The 23,649-nt window shown below is 45.8% G+C and carries 21 protein-coding genes and 3 tRNA genes; 15 read left to right on the forward strand and 9 right to left on the reverse strand.

The window, feature by feature from the left end:
* The first annotated feature begins 258 nt into the window (after positions 1-258).
* Positions 259-1,938 (forward strand): ABC1 kinase family protein, encoded by a 1,680-nt coding sequence (locus tag QUB66_RS02570; RefSeq protein WP_332966243.1) that lies wholly within the window; start codon positions 259-261, stop codon positions 1,936-1,938.
* Positions 1,939-2,112: 174 nt separating this feature from the next.
* Here the strand turns inward: QUB66_RS02570 and QUB66_RS02575 are convergent, their stop codons facing one another.
* Positions 2,113-2,283 carry a hypothetical protein gene (locus tag QUB66_RS02575; RefSeq protein ID WP_332966241.1) on the reverse strand — a complete coding sequence of 57 codons (171 nt, stop codon included), beginning with the start codon at positions 2,281-2,283 and terminating at the stop codon, positions 2,113-2,115.
* A gap of 99 nt (positions 2,284-2,382) precedes the next feature.
* Between QUB66_RS02575 and QUB66_RS02580 the strand changes: the two genes are divergently transcribed.
* The 5 genes from QUB66_RS02580 to QUB66_RS02600 all read left to right on the forward strand — a co-directional run bounded on the left by QUB66_RS02580 (position 2,383) and on the right by QUB66_RS02600 (position 5,326).
* The gene (locus tag QUB66_RS02580; RefSeq protein WP_332966240.1) at positions 2,383-2,517 is read left to right on the forward strand and encodes a hypothetical protein; all 135 of its coding nucleotides are present in this window, start codon (positions 2,383-2,385) and stop codon (positions 2,515-2,517) included.
* A complete protein-coding gene (locus tag QUB66_RS02585) occupies positions 2,514-2,720 on the forward strand; it encodes a hypothetical protein (protein ID WP_265233236.1) in 207 nt (68 codons plus the stop codon). The genes QUB66_RS02580 and QUB66_RS02585 overlap by 4 nt, the downstream gene beginning before the upstream one ends.
* A gap of 34 nt (positions 2,721-2,754) precedes the next feature.
* On the forward strand, positions 2,755-3,048 hold the full coding sequence (locus tag QUB66_RS02590; protein ID WP_332966239.1) for a BrnT family toxin: 294 nt from the start codon (positions 2,755-2,757) through the stop codon (positions 3,046-3,048).
* Complete coding sequence (locus tag QUB66_RS02595) at positions 3,035-3,331, forward strand: hypothetical protein (RefSeq protein ID WP_265233238.1); 297 nt, start codon at positions 3,035-3,037, stop codon at positions 3,329-3,331. The genes QUB66_RS02590 and QUB66_RS02595 overlap by 14 nt, the downstream gene beginning before the upstream one ends.
* 294 nt (positions 3,332-3,625) lie before the next feature.
* Positions 3,626-5,326: an ABC-F family ATP-binding cassette domain-containing protein gene (locus QUB66_RS02600; RefSeq protein WP_332966236.1), complete on the forward strand. Its 1,701-nt coding sequence runs from the start codon at positions 3,626-3,628 to the stop codon at positions 5,324-5,326.
* A gap of 281 nt (positions 5,327-5,607) precedes the next feature.
* Here QUB66_RS02600 and QUB66_RS02605 read toward each other — a convergent pair whose 3' ends face one another.
* Both QUB66_RS02605 and QUB66_RS02610 read right to left on the reverse strand, forming a co-directional pair.
* Complete coding sequence (locus QUB66_RS02605) at positions 5,608-6,036, reverse strand: hypothetical protein (RefSeq protein ID WP_265233240.1); 429 nt, start codon at positions 6,034-6,036, stop codon at positions 5,608-5,610.
* Positions 6,037-6,071: 35 nt separating this feature from the next.
* On the reverse strand, positions 6,072-6,989 hold the full coding sequence (locus QUB66_RS02610) for a fructosamine kinase family protein (RefSeq protein WP_265233241.1): 918 nt from the start codon (positions 6,987-6,989) through the stop codon (positions 6,072-6,074).
* A 330-nt stretch (positions 6,990-7,319) separates the two neighbouring features.
* On the opposite strand from QUB66_RS02610, the gene QUB66_RS02615 reads away from it, so the two are divergent.
* From QUB66_RS02615 to QUB66_RS02625, 3 genes are all read left to right on the forward strand, one after another.
* Entirely contained in the window at positions 7,320-10,577 is a 3,258-nt protein-coding gene (locus QUB66_RS02615) for a DEAD/DEAH box helicase (protein ID WP_332966235.1), read from the forward strand.
* Positions 10,578-10,589: 12 nt separating this feature from the next.
* Positions 10,590-11,414, forward strand: a complete 825-nt coding sequence (locus tag QUB66_RS02620; protein WP_332966234.1) for an SWIM zinc finger family protein — start codon at positions 10,590-10,592, stop codon at positions 11,412-11,414.
* 627 nt (positions 11,415-12,041) lie between these two features.
* Entirely contained in the window at positions 12,042-13,745 is a 1,704-nt protein-coding gene (locus QUB66_RS02625) for a lipoxygenase family protein (protein ID WP_332966233.1), read from the forward strand.
* Positions 13,746-13,922: 177 nt separating this feature from the next.
* Here the strand turns inward: QUB66_RS02625 and QUB66_RS02630 are convergent, their stop codons facing one another.
* The 4 genes from QUB66_RS02630 to QUB66_RS02645 form a co-directional block, all read right to left on the reverse strand.
* Positions 13,923-15,035, reverse strand: coding sequence for a fatty acid desaturase family protein (locus QUB66_RS02630; RefSeq protein ID WP_321161488.1), 1,113 nt, complete (start codon positions 15,033-15,035; stop codon positions 13,923-13,925).
* Positions 15,036-15,568: 533 nt separating this feature from the next.
* On the reverse strand, positions 15,569-16,834 hold the full coding sequence (locus QUB66_RS02635; RefSeq protein ID WP_332966231.1) for a glutamate-5-semialdehyde dehydrogenase: 1,266 nt from the start codon (positions 16,832-16,834) through the stop codon (positions 15,569-15,571).
* A 4-nt stretch (positions 16,835-16,838) separates the two neighbouring features.
* Positions 16,839-17,243, reverse strand: coding sequence for a hypothetical protein (locus QUB66_RS02640; RefSeq protein WP_332966230.1), 405 nt, complete (start codon positions 17,241-17,243; stop codon positions 16,839-16,841).
* Between the two features lie 250 nt (positions 17,244-17,493).
* Positions 17,494-17,565: transfer RNA gene (locus QUB66_RS02645), tRNA-Gly, on the reverse strand.
* A 220-nt stretch (positions 17,566-17,785) separates the two neighbouring features.
* Between QUB66_RS02645 and QUB66_RS02650 the strand changes: the two genes are divergently transcribed.
* The 5 genes from QUB66_RS02650 (at position 17,786) to QUB66_RS02670 (ending at position 21,146) form a co-directional block, all read left to right on the forward strand.
* On the forward strand, positions 17,786-17,926 hold the full coding sequence (locus tag QUB66_RS02650) for a hypothetical protein (RefSeq protein WP_332966229.1): 141 nt from the start codon (positions 17,786-17,788) through the stop codon (positions 17,924-17,926).
* Between the two features lie 156 nt (positions 17,927-18,082).
* Complete coding sequence (locus QUB66_RS02655) at positions 18,083-18,499, forward strand: hypothetical protein (RefSeq protein WP_332966228.1); 417 nt, start codon at positions 18,083-18,085, stop codon at positions 18,497-18,499.
* A gap of 226 nt (positions 18,500-18,725) precedes the next feature.
* The gene (locus tag QUB66_RS02660; protein ID WP_332966227.1) at positions 18,726-20,543 is read left to right on the forward strand and encodes an ABC transporter ATP-binding protein; all 1,818 of its coding nucleotides are present in this window, start codon (positions 18,726-18,728) and stop codon (positions 20,541-20,543) included.
* Positions 20,544-20,918: 375 nt separating this feature from the next.
* Positions 20,919-21,003: transfer RNA gene (locus QUB66_RS02665), tRNA-Tyr, on the forward strand.
* Between the two features lie 71 nt (positions 21,004-21,074).
* Positions 21,075-21,146 (forward strand) — tRNA-Thr (locus QUB66_RS02670).
* A gap of 160 nt (positions 21,147-21,306) precedes the next feature.
* Here QUB66_RS02670 and QUB66_RS02675 read toward each other — a convergent pair.
* A complete protein-coding gene (locus QUB66_RS02675; protein ID WP_265233255.1) occupies positions 21,307-21,480 on the reverse strand; it encodes a hypothetical protein in 174 nt (57 codons plus the stop codon).
* 318 nt (positions 21,481-21,798) lie between these two features.
* Between QUB66_RS02675 and QUB66_RS02680 the strand changes: the two genes are divergently transcribed.
* Positions 21,799-23,016, forward strand: coding sequence for an HhoA/HhoB/HtrA family serine endopeptidase (locus QUB66_RS02680; protein WP_265233256.1), 1,218 nt, complete (start codon positions 21,799-21,801; stop codon positions 23,014-23,016).
* Between the two features lie 199 nt (positions 23,017-23,215).
* On the opposite strand, the gene QUB66_RS02685 is transcribed toward QUB66_RS02680, so the two are convergent.
* Positions 23,216-23,563, reverse strand: a complete 348-nt coding sequence (locus QUB66_RS02685; protein ID WP_265233257.1) for a DUF760 domain-containing protein — start codon at positions 23,561-23,563, stop codon at positions 23,216-23,218.
* Positions 23,564-23,649: the final 86 nt, after the last annotated feature.

Consider the following 23,649-nt stretch of genomic DNA (forward strand, 5'->3'; position numbering starts at 1 on the left):
TTTCTTGGCCTCGTGGCGGAGACGAGGACACCTGCAAGCCAAATTCATTAGCCCTAGGCACATCAATATCAAAGAAACCGGGTTATTTGGGAATTCAAGGTTTTGATGCAGTATTGTCGTAAAAAACCCGGTTTCTGCTTCTATGGTAGTTCGCGTGTCATTTGCCGGTGTTGCTGTCGGTCTGAAGCACCGGTTCCCAATTCTGCCTTTTCCAGTTAAAATCTTTGCGGTGCACGAAAATCGATCGCGACGAATATTATGCTCACAAAAGCTGCACCGAAACTCCTGCGTTGGCAACGTTCTAAATATTCGCCGCTGGCACGACAAATAGACGTTTTTGCTGCGACGGCAAAGTTTATGTTTTTTTTGTGGTGGGATGGACTGCTGCAAAATAATTCTGCTCAAACTAGAAGAATTCGCGCCCATTGGTTGGTGAATACTTTGCTGGATTTAGGCCCGACTTTTATTAAAATCGGGCAGTCTCTCTCGACTCGCGCGGATTTGCTGCCGCTGGAGTACGTCAAGGAGTTGGAACAGTTGCAGGATCGGGTGCCTGAGTTTAGTTCCGAAGAGGCGATCGCCCTTGTAGAATCAGAGTTAGGCAAAGATATTTATGCTTTGTACCGCGATTTTGACCCATTGCCGATCGCTGCTGCGAGTCTGGGACAGGTACACAAAGCGAGGCTGCACACCGGGGAAGATGTGATTGTCAAGGTGCAGCGCCCGGGTTTAGAAAGTTTATTTAATTTGGATGTGAAGGCGGTGCGGCAAGTGATGCGTTTTTGCGATCGCCATTTGCCTTGGACGCGCAAGTACGACCTAGAATCTATTTATCACGAGTTTTTTAAGATTTTATATCAAGAAATCGACTATGTGCAAGAAGGGAAAAATTCCGATCGCTTTAGCCATAATTTTCAGGAATTCCCTCAAATTATTGTCCCGAAAGTTTACTGGCAATACACGACACAAAAAGTGCTGACTTTAGAATATGTTCCCGGTATTAAAGTAGATGATAGGATTAGCTTAGAGGCGATTGGAGTAGATATTACGAAGCTCAATCAACTCGGAATTTCCTGTTACTTGAAGCAGTTGTTAATTGATGGTTTTTTTCAAGCTGACCCGCATCCGGGAAATTTAGCGGTGACAGAAGATGGCAGCTTAATTTTTTATGATTTCGGGATGATGGCAGAGGTGAAGTCTTTGGCTAAAGACGAAATGGTCAAGACTTTTTTTGCTGTGCTGAGAAAGGATACCGATCAGGTACTCGATACTTTAATTACGATCGGCTTAGTTGAGCCGATGCCGGATATGATGCCGGTGCGGAGACTGATTGCTTTTCTGTTGGATAAGTTTATTGATAAGCCGATCGACTTTCAAGCTTTTAATGAAATCAAGAACGAACTGTACATCATGTTCGAGCAACAACCGTTTCGCTTGCCTGCACAAATGATGTTTATTGTCAAGTCGCTGACGACTCTGGACGGCATTGCGAGAACTCTCGATCCTAACTACAATTTCCTAGTATGCGCTCAGCCTTTTGTGAAGACCATTGCGGTAAGTAAAGGACGGAAAAATGCGATCGGAGAATTGGCTCTTCAAGCGCGAAATTTCATCACCTACAAGTTGCAGCAGCCCAGCAAATCGCAAGTTTTCCTGAAGCGTTTGGAGCAGCGGATTGAAGATGGCGAGCTGCAAATTCGCGTCCGTAACATGGAGAGCGATCGCGCCCTGAAACGGATTAATTTAGCCCTAAAAACTCTGATTTTTGCCTGTATGACTGGTTTTGGGATACTGACGGGTGCAGTGCTGCTGGTGGGCGGATATCAAACAGGGGCGATCGTAGCTTTTGCTGTTGCCGGATGTGGTGGCTTGTTTGTGCTGCGTTCTTTGTTAGATTTGTTGCTGAGGGAAAAACTCGATCGAATAGCCGAAAAATAAATATACTTGGGCAGGGGAAATTGGGAATCAAAAATTGGCGTTTTTCCCCTTCAGCATCATCTAAAATGTGATGACATATCGCCAACAACGTGAAAGATAACTCCAGCAAATTGAACAACGTTTCTGAGAGTTATACTAATTAGGAAAAGTGGCCCTAGATCGAGTGATAATTGGTTAAAACTTGGTCAAAGCACCGTCTGTTTTAAAAATGCTTAAACCTGCCACTGTCGTGACATAAGCCGAATTAACATCCGCGATTATCCGCAATCCCCTGATGGTTGCACCGGATACAAAGGTGGTGAAGGGCGATCGTCCGATCGCCCTTTCACTCCTAAAAGCGATCACACTTCTCTCCTCACTTCTTCGCCACCTTGTCGAATTGCTTGCAAAAAGGCTGTTGAAGAGCGATCGCCCTTTCGTCAATTCCCAGCAAACACAAAACTCGTGAAGCTAAGCTATCCCGTAGGGAATCGCCCTCATTGCGATCGCCCGATCGAACTATCAGTCATGATTGGGCAAGTCCTCAACGAATCCGATATATTGAGATACAACCCGAACGATTCTGGACTCACCCTATGATGCTAAAGACACTTTGGGCGATCGTTCGCCAAGGCAAAATTAAATTGTTGGAACCAATAGAAATTCCTGAAGGTGCAAGGATTCTCGTTACTTTCCTACCTGATGATGAGTCTGAATTCTGGCTTCAGACAAGCCGAGTATCGCTAGATGCAATTTGGGATAATACTGAGGATGATGTTTATGCCCAGCTACTCCAAAAATGACATTATTTAAATTTGACTGTGTTAAGATTCATATATGGATACTTTGTATCGCCTCCAAGACATTCAGTTTGAATGGAACAACAACAAAGCAGAAAGCAACCTAGAAAAACATGGTGTTACCTTTGAAGAAGCGACCGAAGTTTTCTTAGACCCCTTCTACAAGGAAGGTGATGCTAGTTCAGAGACTGAGAAACGTGATTTTATTATAGGGTACTCTATTACTCAACGCCTCTTGCTAGTGGTTTATGTAGAACGCAGCCTGCGAATCCGCATAATTTCTGCACGTCCAGTTACCCGTACAGAAAGAAAATTATATGAACAACACTGAAGAAGAACTTACATTAAAAGTCCGAGCGCGCCCAACAACAACTGTATCAATCGAAATCCCAACAGATACCTTAGAATCCCTAAACAAAATAGCACTGCATCGAGATATGCCTTTGTCAGCTTTGCTCAAGTTTTACATTGGGCAAGGTTTGCGGCAAGATTTAACAAAATTGTTTAGCGATCGCCTCCTAGAAGCAACAGCCCAAGTTTTGGCACGACATCTAGATTCAGAAGAAGAAGTTTCAACCATTATTCGAGAAATTCAATCTGAGACAGCACGATAGCCCTGTTTCCTCAACTTCCCCAAGTGCGATCGCCCTCACACACTCCTCGAAACCGGGTTTTTCGCGAATCTGGGGCTTGGTGCCAAGTATTTTCCTAAAAAAACCGGTTTCTCGCTAGCCCTGCGCCCAGAATCTAAAATCCAGAATCAAAAATCCAAAATCTCAAATCGATCGCCCTCCCAAACCCAAATCTTATCAATGTCTAAATTTAATTAAAATTTGTTAAGATTAACTCGACCTCAGCGCCGGCATCCCATCCGCCGCTAAACCTCCCCTTCCCCAGTCTCGATAACAATGCTGCGACTCGAACATATCAGTAAAATTTATCCCACAGGCGTCGTACTCAAAGATGTCACCTGGGAAGTCAAACCGGGCGATCGCATCGGCTTAGTAGGCGTCAACGGTGCCGGTAAATCCACCCAACTCAAAATCATCGCCGGCGAAATCGAACCCACCTCCGGCGAAGTCATTCGCCCCGCCAGCTTACACATCGCCTACCTCTCCCAAGAATTTGAAATCGACCCCACTCGCACAGTCAAAGAGGAATTTTGGCGCGCCTTCAGCGAAGCTAACGAAGTCCACCAATCTTTGATGGAGGTGCACCGAGATCTCGAAGCCGCCACCCCAGAAAATCTCGACGACATGATCCACAAAATGGATCGGCTACAACGGCAATTTGAAGGCTTAAACGGCTACGGTTTAGAAGCCCAAATCGAGAAAATTTTACCAGAAATCGGATTTGAGCAAGAAGATAGCGATCGATTAGTCAGCGCCTTCAGCGGCGGCTGGCAAATGCGGATGAGTTTGGGCAAAATTCTTCTCCAAAAACCCGACATCCTGCTGTTAGACGAACCTACCAACCACCTCGACTTAGAAACGATCGAATGGCTCGAAGTTTACCTCAAAGGGCTGACAACCCCGATGGTAATCGTATCCCATGACCGCGAATTTCTCGATCGACTCTGCACCCAAATCGTCGAAACCGAACGCGGCGTTTCCAGCACCTACCTCGGCAACTATTCCTCATACTTACTGCAAAAAGCAGAAGCCAGAGAAGCCCAACTCAACGCCTACGAAAACCAGCAAAAAGAACTCGACAAACAGCAAGCATTCGTTGAAAAATTCCGCGCCAGCGCCACACGCAGCACCCAAGCCAAAAGTCGCGAGAAACAGTTAGACAAAATCGAGCGCATCGAAGCCCCCACCGGCGGCTTAAAAACCTTGCATTTCCGGTTTCCCCCCGCACCCCGCAGTGGCCGCGAAGTAGCAATAATTGAAAACTTAGTGCATACCTACGGTGAGAAAATCCTGTTTTTGGGAGCAGACTTATTAATTGAAAGAGGCGATCGAATAGCCTTTCTCGGCCCCAACGGTGCAGGCAAATCAACTCTGCTGCGCCTGATTATGGGTTTAGAAACGCCCACCGAAGGTTCCGTTAAAATGGGAGGCCACAACGTCATTCCCGGTTACTTTGAACAGAATCAAGCCGAAGCCTTAGATTTGAATAAAAGCGTGATGCAAACCATTCACGACGAAGTACCCGACTGGAAAAATGAAGAAGTTCGGACTTTGTTGGGGCGGTTCTTGTTTAACGGCGAAACAGTATTCAAACACGTTGGCGCTTTAAGCGGCGGAGAAAAAGCCCGTCTAGCTTTAGCAAAAATGCTCCTGGAACCGGTGAACTTGCTAATTTTGGACGAACCGACAAATCACCTCGACATTCCCGCGAAAGAGATGATGGAAGAGGCGATTAAAAATTACGACGGCACAGTAATTATCGTTTCGCACGATCGCTATTTTATTTCCCAAGTGGCTAACAAAATAGTAGAAGTTCGCGACGGGGACTTTCGGACTTATCTCGGAGACTACCACTACTATCTGGATAAAATAACGGAAGAGAAAGAATTAGCAAAGTTCGCCAAACTTGAAGCTGAGAAGGCGGCTAAGAAATCCGAGAAGGAGGCGAAGAAGAAAGCGGCGGCTAAACAGAAGTAAATAACTTGACTGGTAGGGACACGGCAGTGCCGTGTCCCTACGAATATGTAGCTGTCGGGACACGCCAATGTCGTGTCCTTACTAATATGTAGCTGTCGGGTGCGGATACATCGAAATTCATTAAAGTCCGATCGACAATCTCACAGCGACGCACCTTAATTCAGAAAAACTATATTAGTTAAACTACCACTTGTAGGAGTGCATCGCTATCAGATATTCGATTTGGTTGAAGGATTATGGAGGGCGACGCACCCTACAGCATCTAAATAAATGCACGCTTTTTAGCGAACGCCTCGGCCGCCTGATTTTTGTTTAAAGAAAGGCTTTTCGGAACTAAGACACTGCTGCAAATTATCATCTAAATTTCTAGAAAAACCATAATCTGCCACATACTTCATCAACTGATTTATCGGGCCGAATAAGACAGTATCTGTATCTTGTTGCAACAGAAATGTACCGTCAAATCCGTTGATTTTGTAGAAGTTTTCGCGTTTAGTATCCGTCGTAACGGAAGCCACAGTAACTCCGTTAGAAGAAAAGCCTTTGAAGCAGATTCTATTTTGTTTTTCAGCAATTTGAATGTATCGAGAACCGCCGCCGTGATAGACACCCACCTGTAAGGGTAAAGCAGCTAAAGCATTCTCAGCCCTGATGATGCTCAAAAACAAAACTATAAATCCCAATTTGGTGCAACAGTTCCAAAACTTCATTTGTGATTCGCTCTAATCCAATTAATATTGAAATCTTAACCCAAAATTCTATTAATCATTTGATTAGCCTGCGACTCGTAACTCCCGCCGAACAAATTAAAGTGATTCAAAATATGATATAAATTGTAAAGTATTTTGCGTCTTTCATAGCCTGAATCCAGCAACCAAACCTCATTATAACCCCGATAAAACGCTGCGGAAAAACCCCCGAATAGTTCAGTCATGGCAATATCGACTTCTCTGTCGCCCCAATAAGCAGCCGGGTCAAAAATTACCGGTTCCCCCGCCGCAGTTACCGACGCATTTCCTCCCCACAAATCCCCGTGAACCAGCGAAGGTTGAGGCTTGTAACCATCCAACAACTTCGGAATAGCTGCTAGCAAGCTTTCCCCCCGACTGAAATTTCCGCCCCGACGATTAGCCAACTTTAACTGATAGCCAATCCGATGTTCGGCCCAAAATTTCGCCCAGTCAGCAGTCCATTGATTAATTTGAGGAGTTGAGCCGATCGTATTATTAACACTCCAACCAAAACGTCCCCTCCACAAGCTATCATTAGGCTCTTCCCTCCCCATTGCCAAAGGTGGATTCGGGGGGATGTATTTGTGCATTTGAGCCAGTTTCCGCCCCATTTCTGACCAAGCTATCTCGCCCCCGCCACTTCGCAAATCCAGCCATTCCAACACAATATAAGCAGAATTGCCTTCTGTTCCCCAGCAAATCGGTTCAGGAACGCGAATCGTCTGAGTTTCTCCCATTTGCTGCAAACCCAAAGTCTCAGCTTCAAACATCGCGACTTGGGAAGCTTGATTTATTTTCGCGAAATAAGTGCGCTTACTACTGCTGATAGCATAGCCTTGGTTGATGCAGCCGCCGCTGACTGAACGGCGGTTGTCGATGGAAAATGTTTCTCCGGTTGCTTCAGAGATGTGCGCGGCAATTTTGTCCCACATAGCATCAAATTGTCTTGAGGGCGATCGCCATTAGTTTATCTGACTGCGGACACTTTACTGTTGATATTTTTGGTTAATTTGTCGATCGAACTTTGCCTCCGGGCCACCATAACTCACGCCACCGTCAAGAAGACTCGGCGGTTGAAACCGCGTCTACACAAGCAAAACCCGGATGGTGCGCGGGTTAAAGATAGCGCGGTAAAATTATGTTATTCTCTTTAGTCCCTCTGAGCTCGGACATTGTTTGTATAGGCGCGGTTTCAACCGCCGTCTTATTTTTGACTAATTCATGATATGATAGGCTGCCAAAGGTTGCATTTGGTATAACCTATGAAAATCCTGCACGGCACTTGGATTCCTCAAACAGAAGAAAGTTTTGTTCAAGGTGGAACGTTTTGTCTTTGGGTTGAAACTACTGAAAAGAAAAAGCAGCGTGCTAAGGCTCATCCCCGACAATTGGAGGCGGCACAGTTAACAGAGTTTCTAACGAAAGAAGCCGGGATTCAACTGTCACCAGTCAGCAATACAAGTGCTATGGGGCTAGAATACGCGATCGCCCCTCGGTACTTTTTACTGCCCACTGCCGATAACCAGCCGTTACCATCTTTAGAGTTAGCGCGATATTTAGAGACAGAGTTACCCGAAACATTTGAGTTAGAGTATTGGGAAGTTGATTGTGTGTCCATCGCCACCCACACTTTGACTAAAGTATTGAACGATCTGCATTTTTTTGCCCTCTACGATTTGGCAGAAGTTCAGTTCGGCTCAGACTTGCTGTTTTGGTATCACTACACGCAATTTTTTAAACAAATTATTCTCAAGGATCATTATATTCCGGCGCTGCGCTATCGAGAAACTGCTCCGATTGCCCCCATCGAAACATCAGAAGCCGCTGCAAAAGCCACGCGCGGGCGCAAGAAAGCCGGTGAAACTGCAAAAACTGCAAAAACTACTAAAACAACTGCCAAGACTGCACCAAGCTTTGAGATTTATCCGGGATGGGAAATTGTTTCAGCGCAGTACGAAACTGATTTACAACGCTATGTTGAATGGATGCCTCTAGTTTGCGCGTCGGGTTTTAACAAGCTCAAACTAGCAGATATGACGCCAAAGTTCTACGATCGCGAAATGTTGCTGCGGCATTTTTCAGAATGTGCGATCGCCGAAATTGTAACTCAAACACCAATCCCAGCGTCGTTTGAAAATAAGATTGCGGATTCTTTACTCCAAATCTGTCTCAACCAAACACGAAAAATCGCGCGAGTAAGCCTTGAACAATATCGACAATGGCAAACCTGGCGCGATCGCATTACGCGCAATCAATCTGCTGACTCATTCTCCCTTTGCTTTCAATTGCAATCGCCCGAAAACCCCGAACAGCCTTGGATTTTAGAGTTTCAGGTGGCGGCAAAACAAGATCCATCTGTGCGGGTGCCGTTGCAGGATTATTGGCGATCGCGATCGACTGAACAAAAACAGTTACAGAAACAATTCGGCGACAACTTCGAGCAACATTTGCTGACAAATCTTGGTTACGCAGCGCGCATTTATCCCCAGCTTTGGAATGGACTAGAAACCGACAAACCTGTTAACATTTCCCTCAGCTTAGATGATGCCTTTACCTTCCTCAGCGAGTCCGCTTGGGTACTAGAAGATGCCGGATATAAGGTGATTGTGCCGGCTTGGTGGACTCCGAAGGGACGACAGCGGGCGAAGATTCGGCTGCAAGTCAAGGGCAGCAGTCAGAAAAGCGCTGCAATCAAGGGTAAGGGATTGTTTTCAGCGAACTCCTTGGTGGAATATCAGTATGAATTGGCGATCGGAGGCGATCGGGTTAGCGAACAAGAATGGGAGGCGTTAGTTAATAGTAAAACGCCGCTGGTACAGTTCCGAGGACAATGGATGGAACTGGATAAAGATAAAATGCAGGAGATGCTGGAATTTTGGAAAAAACATCGCGAAGAGAATCCCGATGTCAGCCTGATTGACTTTATGAAGTTGACGGCCCAAGGAGAAGCTAGTGAAGAGTTGGAGGTGGAGCGCGATCAAGCTTTGTCGGATATGTTGGAGAAGCTGCACGATAAGAGTCGGCTCGAATTAATTACAGATCCAGTAAGGTTTCAGGGTAAGTTAAGGGATTATCAAAAGCGCGGTGTTTCTTGGCTGAGTTATTTGGAAAGTCTGGGATTAAATGGCTGTCTTGCCGACGATATGGGTTTAGGTAAATCGGCGCAGGTAATTGCTCGATTATTGCAAGAACGGGAAGTTTTATCTACTACTAAAAAGACCGAAAGTGCGGTTTTACCCACGCTGCTAATTGCGCCCACTTCCGTAGTTGGCAATTGGCAAAAGGAAATGGAAAAATTTGCTCCAGAATTGCGATCGCTGATTCACCACGGGCCTGGGCGCTTGCAAGATGCCAAAGCATTTAAAGCCGCCGTCCAAGATTGCGATATGTTGATTACTTCGTTTACTTTGGCGCGCAAAGATGAGAAGCTGTTGAGCAGTGTTGAGTGGCATCGGTTGGTAATTGATGAAGCGCAGAATATTAAAAATCCGAAGGCGGCGCAAACAAAGGCGATTTTAAAGTTGCCGGCTACCCATCGGTTGGCGCTGACTGGAACACCTGTAGAAAATCGCTTGTTGGATTTATGGTCAATTTTTAATTTCCTCAATCCCGGATATTTGGGAAAAGAGGCGCAGTTTCGGAAGTTGTTTGAGTTACCGATTCAAAAACATGGAAGTCGCACGCAATCAGCAGCGCTGAAAAAATTAGTAGAACCTTTTATTCTGCGCCGCCTGAAAACGGATAAGTCAATTATTCAGGATCTCCCTGACAAAGTTGAGCAAAAACTATACTGTAATCTCACCCGCGAGCAAGCTTCCTTGTATGAAGCCATTGTGAAAGAGGTAGAGCAAGAAATTGACGCGGCGGAAGGGATGAAGCGCAAGGGGATGATTTTGGCGACGCTGCTGAAGCTGAAGCAAATTTGCAACCATCCGCGCCAGTTTTTGCAGGATGAAAGTGAGTTTACACCGGAGCGATCGCACAAATTGGAACGGCTGATCGAAATGATTGAGGAAGTGAAAGCTGAAGGCGAAAGTTTATTGGTATTTACGCAGTTTACAGAATTGGGAAGTGCGTTGGAAAAATACATCAAACAGACTTTACATTATAACACTTATTACATCCACGGGGGAACGAGTCGCGAAAAACGGGAACGGATGATTTCAGAGTTTCAAGATCCAGAATCAGAACCTTCGGTATTTATTTTGTCACTGAAGGCTGGCGGCGTTGGAATTACGCTAACAAAAGCTAATCATGTGTTCCATTTCGATCGTTGGTGGAATCCGGCGGTGGAAGATCAGGCGACGGATCGGGCGTTTCGGATCGGACAAGAAAAAAATGTGTTTGTGCATAAGTTTGTGGCAATTGGCACGTTAGAAGAAAAGATTGACCAAATGATTGAGGACAAAAAGAAATTGGCAGGTTCAATTATTGGTGCTGATGAGTCGTGGTTGACTGAGTTGGATAATGAGGCATTTAAAAAGTTAATTAGGCTCAATAAAAATGCAGTTTTAGATTAGGAGAAACCAAAGATGTCACAATTTACTCGGACTTGGTGGGGTAATGAATTTATCAGCGCGCTGGAAAAGTTTACCGATTCTGGACGACTGGGGCGGGGACGTGCCTATGCAAAAAATGGTAAGGTAAAAAGCTTTAAAATGAATGATGGCTTAGTGATAGCAGAGGTGAGAGGATCGGTTAATCCTTATTTTGGGGTTTATAAGGAGCCGCTGTACAAAACTCAAATTGAGTTTGAGCCGATTAGTCAGGCAAAGTGGAAAGTGGCGATCGCCCAAATGGCATCGAAAGCCAGTTTCATTTCCCGGCTGTTGCTCAACGAAATGCCCGACAATATTGAAAAGGCTTTTTCACCCTTCGGATTGCATCTTTTACCCAGCAGCCGTGAGGATTTTAAAACGACTTGCTCTTGTCCAGACTATAGTAATCCCTGCAAACATATTGCGGGAGTTTATTATTTGGTGGCGGCCGAATTGGACAAAGATCCGTTTTTACTGTTTGAATTACGGGGACTTTCTAAGGAAGTGCTGCACCGCGAATTGGCAAAAACGCCTTTGGGAATGGCGCTTTCTGCTGAGTTGACGGCAGATGCAGCGGCCCCTGTGGCGGTGAATTCCTATTACACGCGGGCGATCGCCAATGAAGCGCAAACAATTAGCCTGAGAGAGTTTTGGCACGGTGCGAAGCGGTTGCCGCAGACGATTGAGGTGGGGGTGCAAAGTGGCGTAAGTGCGATCGTGGTCAAGAAACAGGGAGATTTTCCGCCGTTTTGGCAAAAGGATGGTTCGTTTATTGAGGCGATGGAAGAGCTATATATGCGGGTGAAAAAGAATAAGTAGTAGGCGTGAGGCGTTATTTTACTGTTGCTCTCTGATTGCTGATTCACGGTATGAATGAACTTCTAAGCAAAGACGCAAAGGCGCAAATAGTCTGTCTTAGGCAAAGACTAATACCATTTTGACAAAAGATTGCTACACAATAAATTTTGTGTTTCTTTATGAACCTATTGCGATCAGGTGCGTCGCTGTTAAATTGTCGATATGTAGCTAGAGATTGTTGGTGGCGACACACCCTACGACTACTGTTCCAATTTTACTTTCTTGGTATTCATTATCGTTAGATAACCGAACATGAACTCATTAGATTGACTTGATTGAACCAAGGGAAACCGAAGCTACTGTTGCAGAGATTCTTTGAATTAGGATAAATTTCGCTTTGCTCTCTGGCTTTGAGTTCGGGATGCAGCTTGACTGAGTATCCCAAAATCCCCGTACTTGGAGAGCTGCGAGTGGTAGCAGCAACATCAGTCGAAACTGTCCGGATCACAATTACCATCTACGAATTATGATAGTATCAATTTCTATTATATAGTCACAAAATTCAGTTCATCCCATCCTCGTTTAGTGGTAATTTTTACCTATATGTTACTAAAAAACAAGGGTGAAATTTAATAACTGGTAAAAATCATGAAACCTTCCCTTCCTCAAGACGATCTGAACAAACAACAGCGCACCGATTACTTAACTCGCCAGCAACAAGCTTATCAGTTTGACTATAACAGTTTATCACCTTTGGCATTATTAAAAAGCGTGCCAGCGATCGAGAATTTTTCGAGCGACTATATTGGAGAACGAATACTAGCAACCGCTGAACTTCCTGTAAATATGTTGGCAGTCCAGGCGAGATCTTTTCTAGATCCTCTCGACGAACTCCAAGACTATAAAGACTTCTTTCCCGTGCTGCGGCTGCCTCAAGTTGCAAAGACTTACCAAACCGATCGCTCTTTTGCCGAACAGCGCTTGTCTGGGGCAAATCCGCTGGTGCTCCGCCTCTTAGATCCCAGCGATCCCCGCGCAGAAATCGTCACAAAACTGGCAACCGCGCAGCCATTATTGGAGCTCCCCACACTGTTACGGGAAAAAAGTATTTACATTGCCGATTACACAGGTACTGACCCAAACTATCGCACGCCTGCTCGAATTCAAGGAGGAACCTATGAAAAGGGCAGGAAATACTTGCCGAAACCCCGTGCTTTCTTCGCTTGGCGGTGGACGGGAGTGCGCGATCGCGGTGAAATGGCACCCATTGCCATTCAACTAGACCCCAAACCGGGCAGCCATATCTACACGCCATCCGATCCGCCCCTGGATTGGTTGTTTGCCAAAGTCTGCGTGCAGATAGCAGATGCCAATCACCACGAAATGAGCTCGCATTTAGGTCGAACCCATCTTGTCATGGAACCGATCGCGATCGTCACAGCCCGACAGTTAGCTGAAAATCATCCCCTCAGCTTACTGCTCAAACCCCACTTCCGCTTCATGTTGACCAACAACAATCTCGCACGCACTCAGTTGATCAGTTCTGGAGGCCCAGTTGATGAGTTGCTGGCAGGAACCTTGGCAGAAACGATCGAAATCAGCAGAGAAGCTTGCACTACCTGGAGTCTCGATCAATTTGCGTTCCCAACCGAACTTAAAAATCGGGAAATGGACAACACAACTCAACTACCTCACTACCCTTACCGAGATGATGGATTGCTGCTTTGGAACGCAATTAAAACCTTTGTATCCGGCTATCTCAACTACTTTTACCCGACGAAGGAGACAATTGCAGAGGATAGCGAACTGCAACGCTGGGCGCAAGAATTATCCTCAGATACAGGGGGTAAAGTCAAAGGAATGCCACAGCGCATTGACGATGTTCAACAATTGATTGAAATTGTCACAACAGTGATTTTTACCTGCGGGCCGCAGCATTCGGCTGTGAATTACACCCAGCATCAATACATGAGTTTTGCCGCCAATATGCCTTTGGCTGCCTACCGGGATATTCCGGCAATTCTCAAGCCAGATATTCCAGAAGTAATGACGGAACAGAAGCTTCTACAGTTGCTTCCGCCCTACAAACGAGCGGCAGACCAACTGCAAATTCTGTTTACTTTGTCAGCTTATAAATATGACCGTTTGGGTTATTACGATAGATCTTTCCGAGAACTCTACCGTGCCACCTTCGACGAAGTTTTTGAGGGAACTCCCATTCAACAGTTAATCAGACAGTTCCAGCAAGATTTGAATATCGCAGAACAGAAGATTGATGCCAACAATAAAAAGCGATTAGTGCCATATATTGCTCTCAAACCTTCTTTAGTGATCAATAGCATCAGTATGTAATACCAAATCCGGGTTAAAAACCGCTGATCCTACTCGGCGGTTAAAACCGCCTCTATACAAACGAAGAGTCGGCGGTTGAAACCGCTTCTTGTCAAACGAAGTCCGCCTTCACGGACTGAAGAATCAAGTACCAGCCGTGGGTGCGCGGGCGCACCTTACTTTTAAAACATGACTAAATCAGCCTTTGTATTCTTCCAGAATACTGCAATTCACGGACATTTCTCCTAATGAATCAGTGAAGGTTACTTCATCTTTGTAATGCCGGGGTGTTTCCCTAAGCAACCGCCAAGCTTCTCCAGCATCAATTAAATTCATCCGATCGGGATAGTGAATTTGTAACAATTCTTGCACCATCGGGTAATAGTTTGAGTTGATGCTGGGGAAAATGTGATGTTCTGTGTGGTAGGAAAAATTCAAGTGCAGCAGGTCAAATATTTTAGGAACTCGCAGCGAAGCACTATTGATCAGCGGGTCATTAATGCTGGTCATCCGGCAACCCATGTGGTTGGTGTAGATGTAAAACATTGCTCCTGCATGACCAAGTGCGATCGGCAAAATGTACGCCAGAGTAACTTTAATCGGGTTAAAGTCTAGGTAAAACAAGATGCTGAGATGAATTCCTAGGATTCCCAGACATTCTAGGGCGATTGTCGATCGATCTTTCGGACTAACTGTAAACGCAGCCGGTACGTAATCCACAGATTTATCGTTGAATAACAACACCGAGGACACGTTGCGGAAGTTATGCACTGTCCACGATCCGGCCATTCCGACAATCAACCACAGCGGATTGACTTCTACCGACGGTACAAATAAATTTTGAATCCATTTTCCCCAAGTATCCGGTTGCTGGTACAGGTAATTGCGATCGGGGTCTGCTAAGGAATTTGTGGTATTGTGGTGTACGAGGTTGTGCAGGGATTTCCACTGAGTGGGTGGCATCAATAGCATACTTAGACCTAAAAAGGCGATCGGATAAGTCAGCCAAGACTTTTTCTGAACGCTACCGTGCATCAAGTCGTGGGAGCTAAATAGCAAAACTATGATACTATTGCCCATAATCGCGGCTAAAGGTAAGTAAAGCCATAAAAGATAGACAGGCCAGCGATCGAGATAGTCGGCAATCCCCCATCCCAACAATAAAATTCCCAGATTGATTAAGAGTATTGTTAACTTGCTAGGATCGGGTTCAAAAGCCTCTGGTGGCAGCAGCGGACGCAATTTTTTAATGTATGTCGATTGATTAATTAGCGTTTCGCGATCGACTGTCTCGTCTGAAGAAATGAGCATTTTTTCTGAATTCATTGTTTGCTAATTACACCCTAATTTCAGTCAGATTGTTTTTCCTTTTTTAATTATATCGACTTTGTGATAATTTAGGATTGGCAAATCATGATTTTGTGAAATTTATAACTGTTACCCAGACGTTTGACACATATAGCAGTTGACAGTTGACAGTTGCATAATGGGAATCAAATTATTGATGTTTGACGGGTATCGGCTCTATTCATTCCGGTTATTTATGTCCTCACCGATGTGGCAGTTGCTATATCATAAAAACGTAATTATTGGAAGTTTTTAATTCTCAGCCATCCGTATAGAAAATCAAATCAAGCCACAAAAATATATCCTATTGCTCTAGATTTGGAATCTCATGTCATCTCCGATCGATCGCCTACAATAAAATTTTTTCGTAGTACGGCTATTAGTCTTTGTTTACTAAAAGCCGACTGATAGGACTGAACTCCTCACTACAAAGTTTGTTTAAAAAAGATGCTCTCTCTTAAATTCCATTCAACAGCTAAGCCGGAGAACATAACTCCTTAAAATTGTCCGTTACCTTGAACAATTTCTTTAATTGTCGTCAGCGTATCTAGCCCGATCAATCCTCGACGATAGCCTTTTTGGTTGGACATTCCCAAAAATATCGCATCTCCCTGATTTTGATAGCGCCAAAACCGAGGCGAGGCATTAATAAAAGTAGAGGCGCTGTTCACATCCAGAGCAAATTGGCGGCTTTCTAGGTAAGATTCAGTGGCGATGCAGTCAGCGTGGCCACTGCTGTAGCGGTTGATCCAGCCGATCGCACTTTCTAGACTATCAACAACTTTAAACGCGATGGTTTTGTTTAAATAAGGTTGAGTCCACTCGTAGGGTTCCGCCAGCTTCAACTCTGGGAAATCTGCGACGAGATCCGCGTCGGCGCTAATTTTAAAGCCTTTTTCTTTTAAACTATTCCACAGCCTGACTAAGGAAGAAGGCTTTTGGTTGCGATCGATCAACACTTTCTCGATCGCATTTACCTGATCGGGGACACTTTGATGGCTGTCCAAAATCATCCACCTTGCCATCTCCAAACTACCAGTCGGCGACCAATAGAGGTAACAATTGCCCATTGCCGATCGCAACACTGGCGCTGTGCACAGCCTTACCACCTGCTGCACCAAACTCGGTCTACCGTAGGGAATAATTAAATTGAGATATTGGTCTTGAGTGACCAAATCTCGGATCGAAGCGCCCCGATCCGGCGGGAGTACCTGCAAACATCCTGACGGCAAACCGACCTCATCGATCGCCGAAATCAAAGCTTCTCCAATTACAGCATTAGTTTGCCAGCTTTCGCTGCCACCTTTGAGAATCAAGCTGTTAGCGCTTTTGAGACACAAGCCAGCCGCGATCGCCCCCAACTCTGGAAACGCCTCGTAAATTAGCGCGATCGCCCCCAACGGCAGCGATTGACAGTATACCTGACAGCGATCGACCTGATAAGAAGCATTGATCACCCTGCCGATCGGATCTGGCATTTCCCCCAACCGTTCCAGAATTTGGACAGTTGTCTTAATCCGTTCGGGTGTCAGCTTCAGCCACTCCACAATCAACTCAGGAATCGCCATATCGCGACTCGCTTCTAGATCCAGAGTATTTGCTTCTAAAATGTCATTTTGGCGGCGTTTGAGTGCGATCGCCATCGCCTGCAAACCAGCAGCGCGATCCGTACTTTTTGTCGCCGCCAACTCCATAGAAGCTTGATAAGCGTGGCGGGCGACATTTGCCCCCTCTGATGAATGGCTAAAATCTTCTATGATCATTTAATTAACGCCTGTAAGCTAGCCATACCATCAGCGCCGGCAGCATTGCTAGCAGCACAGCGACCATTGCCCACAGAATAACATTTGGGCCCGGCGAGTGCAGCGCCAGGGGCAACCAAATCAATAGTGGCACCAAAATCATCCCCAGGGCCAGGGGCAAGTAGTGGGCCTTCAAACCCGGATTTGCTCTGTTCCACTGCTGACCCGTCCATCGCCAAGCCTGTTTGTAAGGATAGTTTGTTGATAGTTGCTCGATCACGTGTCCGCTTTCGTCCAACACAAATATTTGCTGACAACGGTTGCAGCCAAAGGCTTCTGTCAGCGTTATGGGTACGAGACGACCCCTGCGCCGGCAAGGGCAGGGGTACTCATCGTTTAAATCAATTTTGGGAGCTTTTTGGGATGGCACGGGCGATCGGATAAAAAAAGCGTTTTTGCAAAAATAATCGTTAAGATATCCACATTAATCAAACTTGTCAGTTCTGCCCGATCGAGGGTTTTAACTGCCTGTTGCGAGCGATCGCCCGATCGGCAATTTCTACTTGCAAGTTCTGGACTCAATTTTACCATCAACTTAGGTATTTTCAACCATTATCAAAGCAAAACCGAAAAGTTTCTTGCGATACTTTCCGGTTTTGTTTATTTTCTTGATTTTTTAAAGCGGGTGACGCGATTCGAACGCGCGACATTCACCTTGGCAAGGTGACGCTCTACCACTGAGCCACACCCGCATTTCCTGCGGTCTTAACTATAATCTCTCACTTCTGGGGATTTGTCAAGTCTTTTTTGTAAGTTTTTTTTCAGAAATTCTGTAAAAGCGCTCCAATGCCTCTGCCCGCCTAAAATTCGAGCAGCCCGATTGTTAAAAAAATCAGTAATTGCATTGCTTGTGACCGTGATCCGCCGAAAGCAAAGCTACAATCAAGCTGCAATTGTGGGAGAACACGGCTCATGTCAGACTTAAATCGCGGAATCATGAAGTTCAAGGGAGCTGACAGCCCGATCGCGATCACCATTTCGGCGATCGTCATTGGCAGCGGCATCGGCTTCCTCATCTGGTGGGCACTGCAATCAGCCTACACCTTCAGCTAACAGACTACTAAAACCTAAAAATTAGAAAGCATTCCTCAGAAGGCAGAATTTAAGAAAAATTCTGCCTTCTGTATTTTTTTGCCCTGAGACAGCACTTGCCAAAGCGTTTTGTGGTGTTTATCCTGATTTTTATAACTGTTTTGTAACTCAGCTAATATGCGATCTATCGTCTTAACCGTAGCTCTTCTGTGTTTAGCCACCCCTGCTGTTGCCACCACCTGCGAAGAAAGCTTCCAAAAAAAAGGGGACTTTTTCAATGGCGCTGCATTTTCTGCGCGTGTTCAGGTTGAGGGACTATCAGTAGAGAGAGCATTTTCTCAATTAAGACCAATTTTAGCCCGCGAAGGTATCAAGACTGTCAGCACCGATGTGAGCATGGGTGTAATGAAAGCGGAAAATCCCGCAACAGCATTTCAGCGTGCTTTGCCGATCGATATATTTGCCTCACAGGATGACAATCTGTTAACTGTCGAGATGATTTTTACCCTTCCCAGTGGCGTGGGTGCAAGCAGGGACACCGTGAAAAAATACTTGTGCGATGCGCTAAATCAATTGTTGCCCAAAAGTCAGTAAACCTACCCAAATATTATGGTCGATCGACCGCACATCATCTGAAATATGATCGCGGGCAATAAATCTGCTTCATTCGATCGCACTCAAAAGCGAGCTAGACTTCTCTACTGCGAGCCCCAGAGATATCCCCGATCCACCTTTTTTGTAGTACACTTGTAATCAAAACGCCAGGAGCGCGCAGTTATAAAACTCAAGTGTTTGCAAGGGTTGTATCTCAAAAAGAATTATGGCAAGCTTTCGGGACATCCTCAAATACTACAGCCGCTACTCGAAAATGTCGCTGTTGAGCATCGGTGCATCCAGCTTGTTTGCGATCGCCGATTTAGCTGTACCCTACGCGATCGGTCAATTATTAAACGTATTGTCGGGTCAACCTACAGATACAGTAACCCAAAAATCGATCGCAGCGATCGGCTCACTTACCCAGCAGCCAGCAAGTACAATATTATCGCTATCCGTCTTGCTGGGCTTGATTTTTTTGGTAACAGTCGCCAAAGCACCCATACAGCCTTGGGTGGGAAATTGGTTCCACTGGGTAGTACCATTGACAGCGCGGCGGGATCAGATGAGAGGAGCGATCGGCAAAATCCTTACCTTACCCCTAGAATTCTACGACGAAAACAACGCCGGACGGATTGCCAGCCGCATCGCCAAAGGCATCGCCAACCACACTTGGACTTACCCAGAAATTGCCGGTGAATTCATCCCCGAAGTCGTGCGCTTAATCGGCATCTTTGCAGTTATCTGGTTAATTGAATGGCGCATCGGCTTATTAATTTTGGTTTCCTTCGTATTTATCCTCAGTTTCACCCTCCAAAGTCTCCGACAAGTCACTCAGCGTGAAGAAATTTTGGATGAATACATCGAAAATACCGAAAGTCGCAACTCAGAAATTATCACCAACATCAAAACAGTCAAAGCATTTGCGACAGAAACAGAGGAACTAAAAAGGCAAACAACCAGACTCGATCGCGAATTGAAAGTTGTAACTAACCGCATTCACAAAGGATACGTCATCCTGGGGACATACCAACAGACAATCGTGCAGTTCTGCCTGTTTTCAGTTCTAGGTTTTAGTTTAGCAGCAACAGTCGCAGGCCAGATATCTCTGGGATATTTTGTTACGGTTTACACCTTAGCAAGCATGGCGTATTCCCAACTGCGTCCGATTAGCATTATCGCCGAATTATTGGCCCGCCGGTATTCTTCAATGATCCGGTTTCACGAGTTTATGCAATTGCCAGACGGTGTAGATGCAGCCAATTTAGCAACAGAAAATGCTGTATCCGCTTCGCCCAGATTTAGTGGGAAAATTGAGTTTTGCGGACTGACATTTGGGTACGATCGCCAAAAACCTGTTTTGCAGGATGTAAATTTGTTGATTCATCCCTGTCAAACAGTAGCATTAGTCGGGCGATCGGGTTCCGGGAAATCAACATTAGTTAAATTGCTGTTTCGGTATTTCGAGCTCAACTCCGGCCGCATTCTGATCGACGGAGAGGACATTTCCAGCTTAGACGTGACTGGCTACCGCAAACGTTTAGCCATTGTGCACCAAGAAGTAGACGTTTTTAACGGTACTCTGCTGGAAAATTTGAAATACGGCAATCCAAAAGCAACTTTCGCGCAAGTTGAAGAAGCTTGTCGCATCGCCAGAGTAGACGAGTTTGTCAGCTTGTTGCCCCAAGGTTACTATACCGTTGTCGGGGAGCGGGGAATGCGGTTATCCGGCGGTCAGCGGCAGCGGTTGGGAATTGCCAGGGCGCTGTTGGTGGAGCCGGACGTGTTAATCTTTGACGAAGCTACTTCTAGTTTGGATTATGAGTCAGAGCGATCGATCCAGCTAGCCATGCAGAATATTTTGGGTACACGTACCACCATAATTATCGCCCACCGACTGAGTACAATTCGCGAAGCCGATGCGATCGTCGTACTAGACGGCGGTAAAATCGTCGAAATTGGCAGCCACGACGAACTCTTGAACCAAAAAGGCATTTACCGCCGCCTGCACTCCCTGCAAGAAACCGGCGAATTATTGAATTAGGAATTTCCGTTTAGCCTAGACTTGGTGCACTTCGTACCTATTCGCTTTTAATTCTGGAAATTATCTGCGTTTATCTCCGTTTATCTGCCTGACATCTGCGGTTGATCTATTAATCAAATATTGATCCAAGAAGTCTAAAGTATTCGTGGATGCACAGATGGCAACAAACCTGGTTTTTACCAAAATAGTCATTAAAACCCTCAGATTCGGTTAAAAACCCCGTTTCTTCAGTCGCAGTGCGTTAGCCCTGGAAAGTTTAATTTTCCTGTTTGCTAGACTTCGGCTTATGTGTTCAGCCTTGAATGATTAGAGTTTTAAATGTAATGTTGCAAAATCAAGATGAAGGTGCTAAGGTGTTTAACTGTGGGTACAAATGGGTCGGTGCCCGAGCGGTTAATGGGGGCGGACTGTAAATCCGCTGGCTACGCCTACGCTGGTTCAAATCCAGCCCGGCCCACCACAATTCACATAAAATTTAAAAGTTGAAAATTAAAAGTTAAACATTTTAGTTTAAGATTTTTAATATTTTATGCCCGTGTAACTCAGGGGTAGAGTACCTCCTTGGTAAGGAGGAAGTCGCGAGTTCAAATCTCGCCACGGGCTTAGCTTTCCAACCCTTATGGCTACGCCATTTAGGAATCTCACTTAATTAACCAGTTAACGGTTTGGGCTCATTTTGCGCTGATGTAGTCTTTAAGTATGCAAAAAAAAGGCATAACCACCCCTAATGTTAAGGTTTATGTTCCTTGCTCGTAGGTTGTTCCTAGGTTTTTTTAGTGTGGCGATGCGATCGAGCCAAAGCCGGCCCCAGGCAATCGCGACTCGGATCGGGGTTTTCTAAAGGCGCATCGGCAGGAAGATTTGCCGCCGTTTGCTGGGCGGGGCGATCGACCTTTAGGATCGCACAAATGACCAAAAATAAGCGTTTAAAAGTCATTATGCACGGAAAAAAGTATTCATTTCGGAGAATTGACAATTTTTTCGCCTGGTGAAAGTGCGTATTTGAAAGCTTTAGTCGCACCCGATACCGCAAATCCCAGGCCGAGCCAAGTTACGATAAGAATTATTGGTTTTCTTGGCTGTTTGAAAATCAAGCAATTTTTGCTTGTTGGGCACATCAGCACTTGTCTGTTAACAGCTATGTTCTTGAGGAAGCGGTAAGCCCCGCCCCGCTTCCTTAACCTGTGGCCAAGACAAAAATGCTTGATGCCAAAGGTTTCTGCGGGGATGAGGTATTCAACGGGAGTTGTTAAATATGAATTTATCTTTTAAGGAAATAACCCTTTATGTGACTTTGCTATCTATTGGCGGAGGCATCGGATGGTTGGGGAATCGCTATCTACAAGGATCAAACAATCTGGAAACCGGATTGGTTTTGCCCGTTGTGCGCCAGCAAATCCCGCCCTATGCGTCTCCTCCAGTTCAGGAAAATCGCCCAGTCGATCGCACCAATCCCAATTTTATTGCGGAAGCAGCCGAAAAAGTCGGCCCCGCTGTCGTGCGGATTGACGCATCAACCAAGGTACCGAATCAAGTGCCCGAAGCTTTCAAAAATCCTTTGTTTCGCAGGTTTTTTGGGGACAATTTGCCACAGCCGGAAGAACGAGTCAAGCGCGGTACGGGTTCGGGGTTTATTCTCACTGCTGATGGCCGCATCGTGACCAATGCTCATGTTGTCTCCGGGACGGATACTGTTAAGGTGACGCTCAAAGACGGCCGCGAGTTTGAGGGTAAGGTGCAGGGAGTCGATCCGCTGACGGATGTCGCTGTTGTGAAAATTAATGGCAAGGAACTGCCGCAGGTTACTATCGGTCGATCGGATAACATTGTACCGGGACAGTGGGCGATCGCGATCGGGAATCCTTTAGGTCTCGACAATACCGTGACTGTCGGCATTATTAGCGCCACCGGTAGAACCAGTTCCCAAGTCGGCATCCCCGATAAGCGAGTCCGCTTCATCCAAACCGACGCCGCCATCAACCCCGGCAATTCGGGCGGCCCGCTACTCAACGATCAAGGCGAAGTAATTGGCATCAATACCGCCATTCGCGCCGACGCTCAGGGCTTGGGATTTGCAATTCCGATCGAAACTGCCAAACGAGTTTCCGATCAGTTATTCGCCAAAGGAAAAGCCGAACATCCCTATCTCGGCATTCAAATGATCGCCTTGACTCCCGCCACCAAGGCAGAAGTCAACAAACAACTCGATAATAAAATTACGATCGATCAAGGCGTAGCCGTGATCCGAGTCGTGGAAAATTCCCCTGCTCAAAAAGCCGACTTGCGCGCCGGAGATGTCATCCAAAAAGTTGACGAAATTGCGGTCAACACTCCAGGAGACGTGCAAGAACGGGTGGAAAACACATCTGTAGGCAAAGAACTCGAAGTGGAAATTAACCGTTTGGGTCAAGTTCAGAAAATTAAAGTACGTCCCGGTGCTTTTCCCCTATCGGGTAGCCCCGCAGGTGGTTAGTTGCCACGGTGGAGGATGAAAGATGAATCTGATGCTCGATAGTCTAGATAGGCAGAAACCGGGTTTTTCCACCAAAATCCTCCGTGTATCGCGAGGTATATAGGATTAAAAACCCGGTTGCTTAATTCCCTGTCTGTCCAGGAATGTTTATTTTTTCAACAACTTTCATCTTTCTCGCTTACCCAACCCGTTGATATTTTTACTTTTCTTTGGGAGAGTTTGGTTGAATCGAACTCGTGCTTGCTAAATTTTCTTCTAGCTGCATCCTCTGCTCCATTTGCCTCAGAAAATAGCCTGTCATCATCGCTGAAGCTAGCAAACCTGCTAAGTTTTCGCGGTCAGTGGTAATTTCGACGTTAAAATTGTCCGAAGGCAAGACGCCGACAAGTCCTTGAACGTTATGAGAGATAATTTCTTTGATTTCAGGGCTGGCGGACTTGGCGATGCGGGCTAGAACCTCCGGAGATTGGTGTTGGAGGTACTTCAGAAGTGGGTTGACTGCGGTTTGTTGGGCATTGTCATGGTCAAAGTCAGGGTGAAAAACCATTTGGCGATTCTTAATTTCTGGCTGGCTACATTCTACCAAAGAAATGGGGACGCGAGCCTCCCCCTTCTAGGGGGACTTTCTCCGAA

Source organism: Microcoleus sp. A2-C3, assembly GCF_036706065.1.
Lineage (GTDB): Bacteria > Cyanobacteriota > Cyanobacteriia > Cyanobacteriales > Microcoleaceae > Microcoleus.

Coding starts and splice junctions, on each gene's coding strand:
- QUB66_RS02570 (WP_332966243.1), top strand. CDS start 259: ATGCTCACAAAAGCTGCACCGAAACTCCTGCGTTGGCAACGTTCTAAA.
- QUB66_RS02585 (WP_265233236.1), top strand. CDS start 2,514: ATGATGCTAAAGACACTTTGGGCGATCGTTCGCCAAGGCAAAATTAAA.
- QUB66_RS02590 (WP_332966239.1), top strand. CDS start 2,755: ATGGATACTTTGTATCGCCTCCAAGACATTCAGTTTGAATGGAACAAC.
- QUB66_RS02595 (WP_265233238.1), top strand. CDS start 3,035: ATGAACAACACTGAAGAAGAACTTACATTAAAAGTCCGAGCGCGCCCA.
- QUB66_RS02600 (WP_332966236.1), top strand. CDS start 3,626: ATGCTGCGACTCGAACATATCAGTAAAATTTATCCCACAGGCGTCGTA.
- QUB66_RS02605 (WP_265233240.1), bottom strand. CDS start 6,036: ATGAAGTTTTGGAACTGTTGCACCAAATTGGGATTTATAGTTTTGTTT.
- QUB66_RS02610 (WP_265233241.1), bottom strand. CDS start 6,989: ATGTGGGACAAAATTGCCGCGCACATCTCTGAAGCAACCGGAGAAACA.
- QUB66_RS02615 (WP_332966235.1), top strand. CDS start 7,320: ATGAAAATCCTGCACGGCACTTGGATTCCTCAAACAGAAGAAAGTTTT.
- QUB66_RS02620 (WP_332966234.1), top strand. CDS start 10,590: ATGTCACAATTTACTCGGACTTGGTGGGGTAATGAATTTATCAGCGCG.
- QUB66_RS02625 (WP_332966233.1), top strand. CDS start 12,042: ATGAAACCTTCCCTTCCTCAAGACGATCTGAACAAACAACAGCGCACC.
- QUB66_RS02630 (WP_321161488.1), bottom strand. CDS start 15,035: ATGCTCATTTCTTCAGACGAGACAGTCGATCGCGAAACGCTAATTAAT.
- QUB66_RS02635 (WP_332966231.1), bottom strand. CDS start 16,834: ATGATCATAGAAGATTTTAGCCATTCATCAGAGGGGGCAAATGTCGCC.
- QUB66_RS02650 (WP_332966229.1), top strand. CDS start 17,786: ATGTCAGACTTAAATCGCGGAATCATGAAGTTCAAGGGAGCTGACAGC.
- QUB66_RS02655 (WP_332966228.1), top strand. CDS start 18,083: ATGCGATCTATCGTCTTAACCGTAGCTCTTCTGTGTTTAGCCACCCCT.
- QUB66_RS02660 (WP_332966227.1), top strand. CDS start 18,726: ATGGCAAGCTTTCGGGACATCCTCAAATACTACAGCCGCTACTCGAAA.
- QUB66_RS02675 (WP_265233255.1), bottom strand. CDS start 21,480: ATGACTTTTAAACGCTTATTTTTGGTCATTTGTGCGATCCTAAAGGTC.
- QUB66_RS02680 (WP_265233256.1), top strand. CDS start 21,799: ATGAATTTATCTTTTAAGGAAATAACCCTTTATGTGACTTTGCTATCT.
- QUB66_RS02685 (WP_265233257.1), bottom strand. CDS start 23,563: ATGGTTTTTCACCCTGACTTTGACCATGACAATGCCCAACAAACCGCA.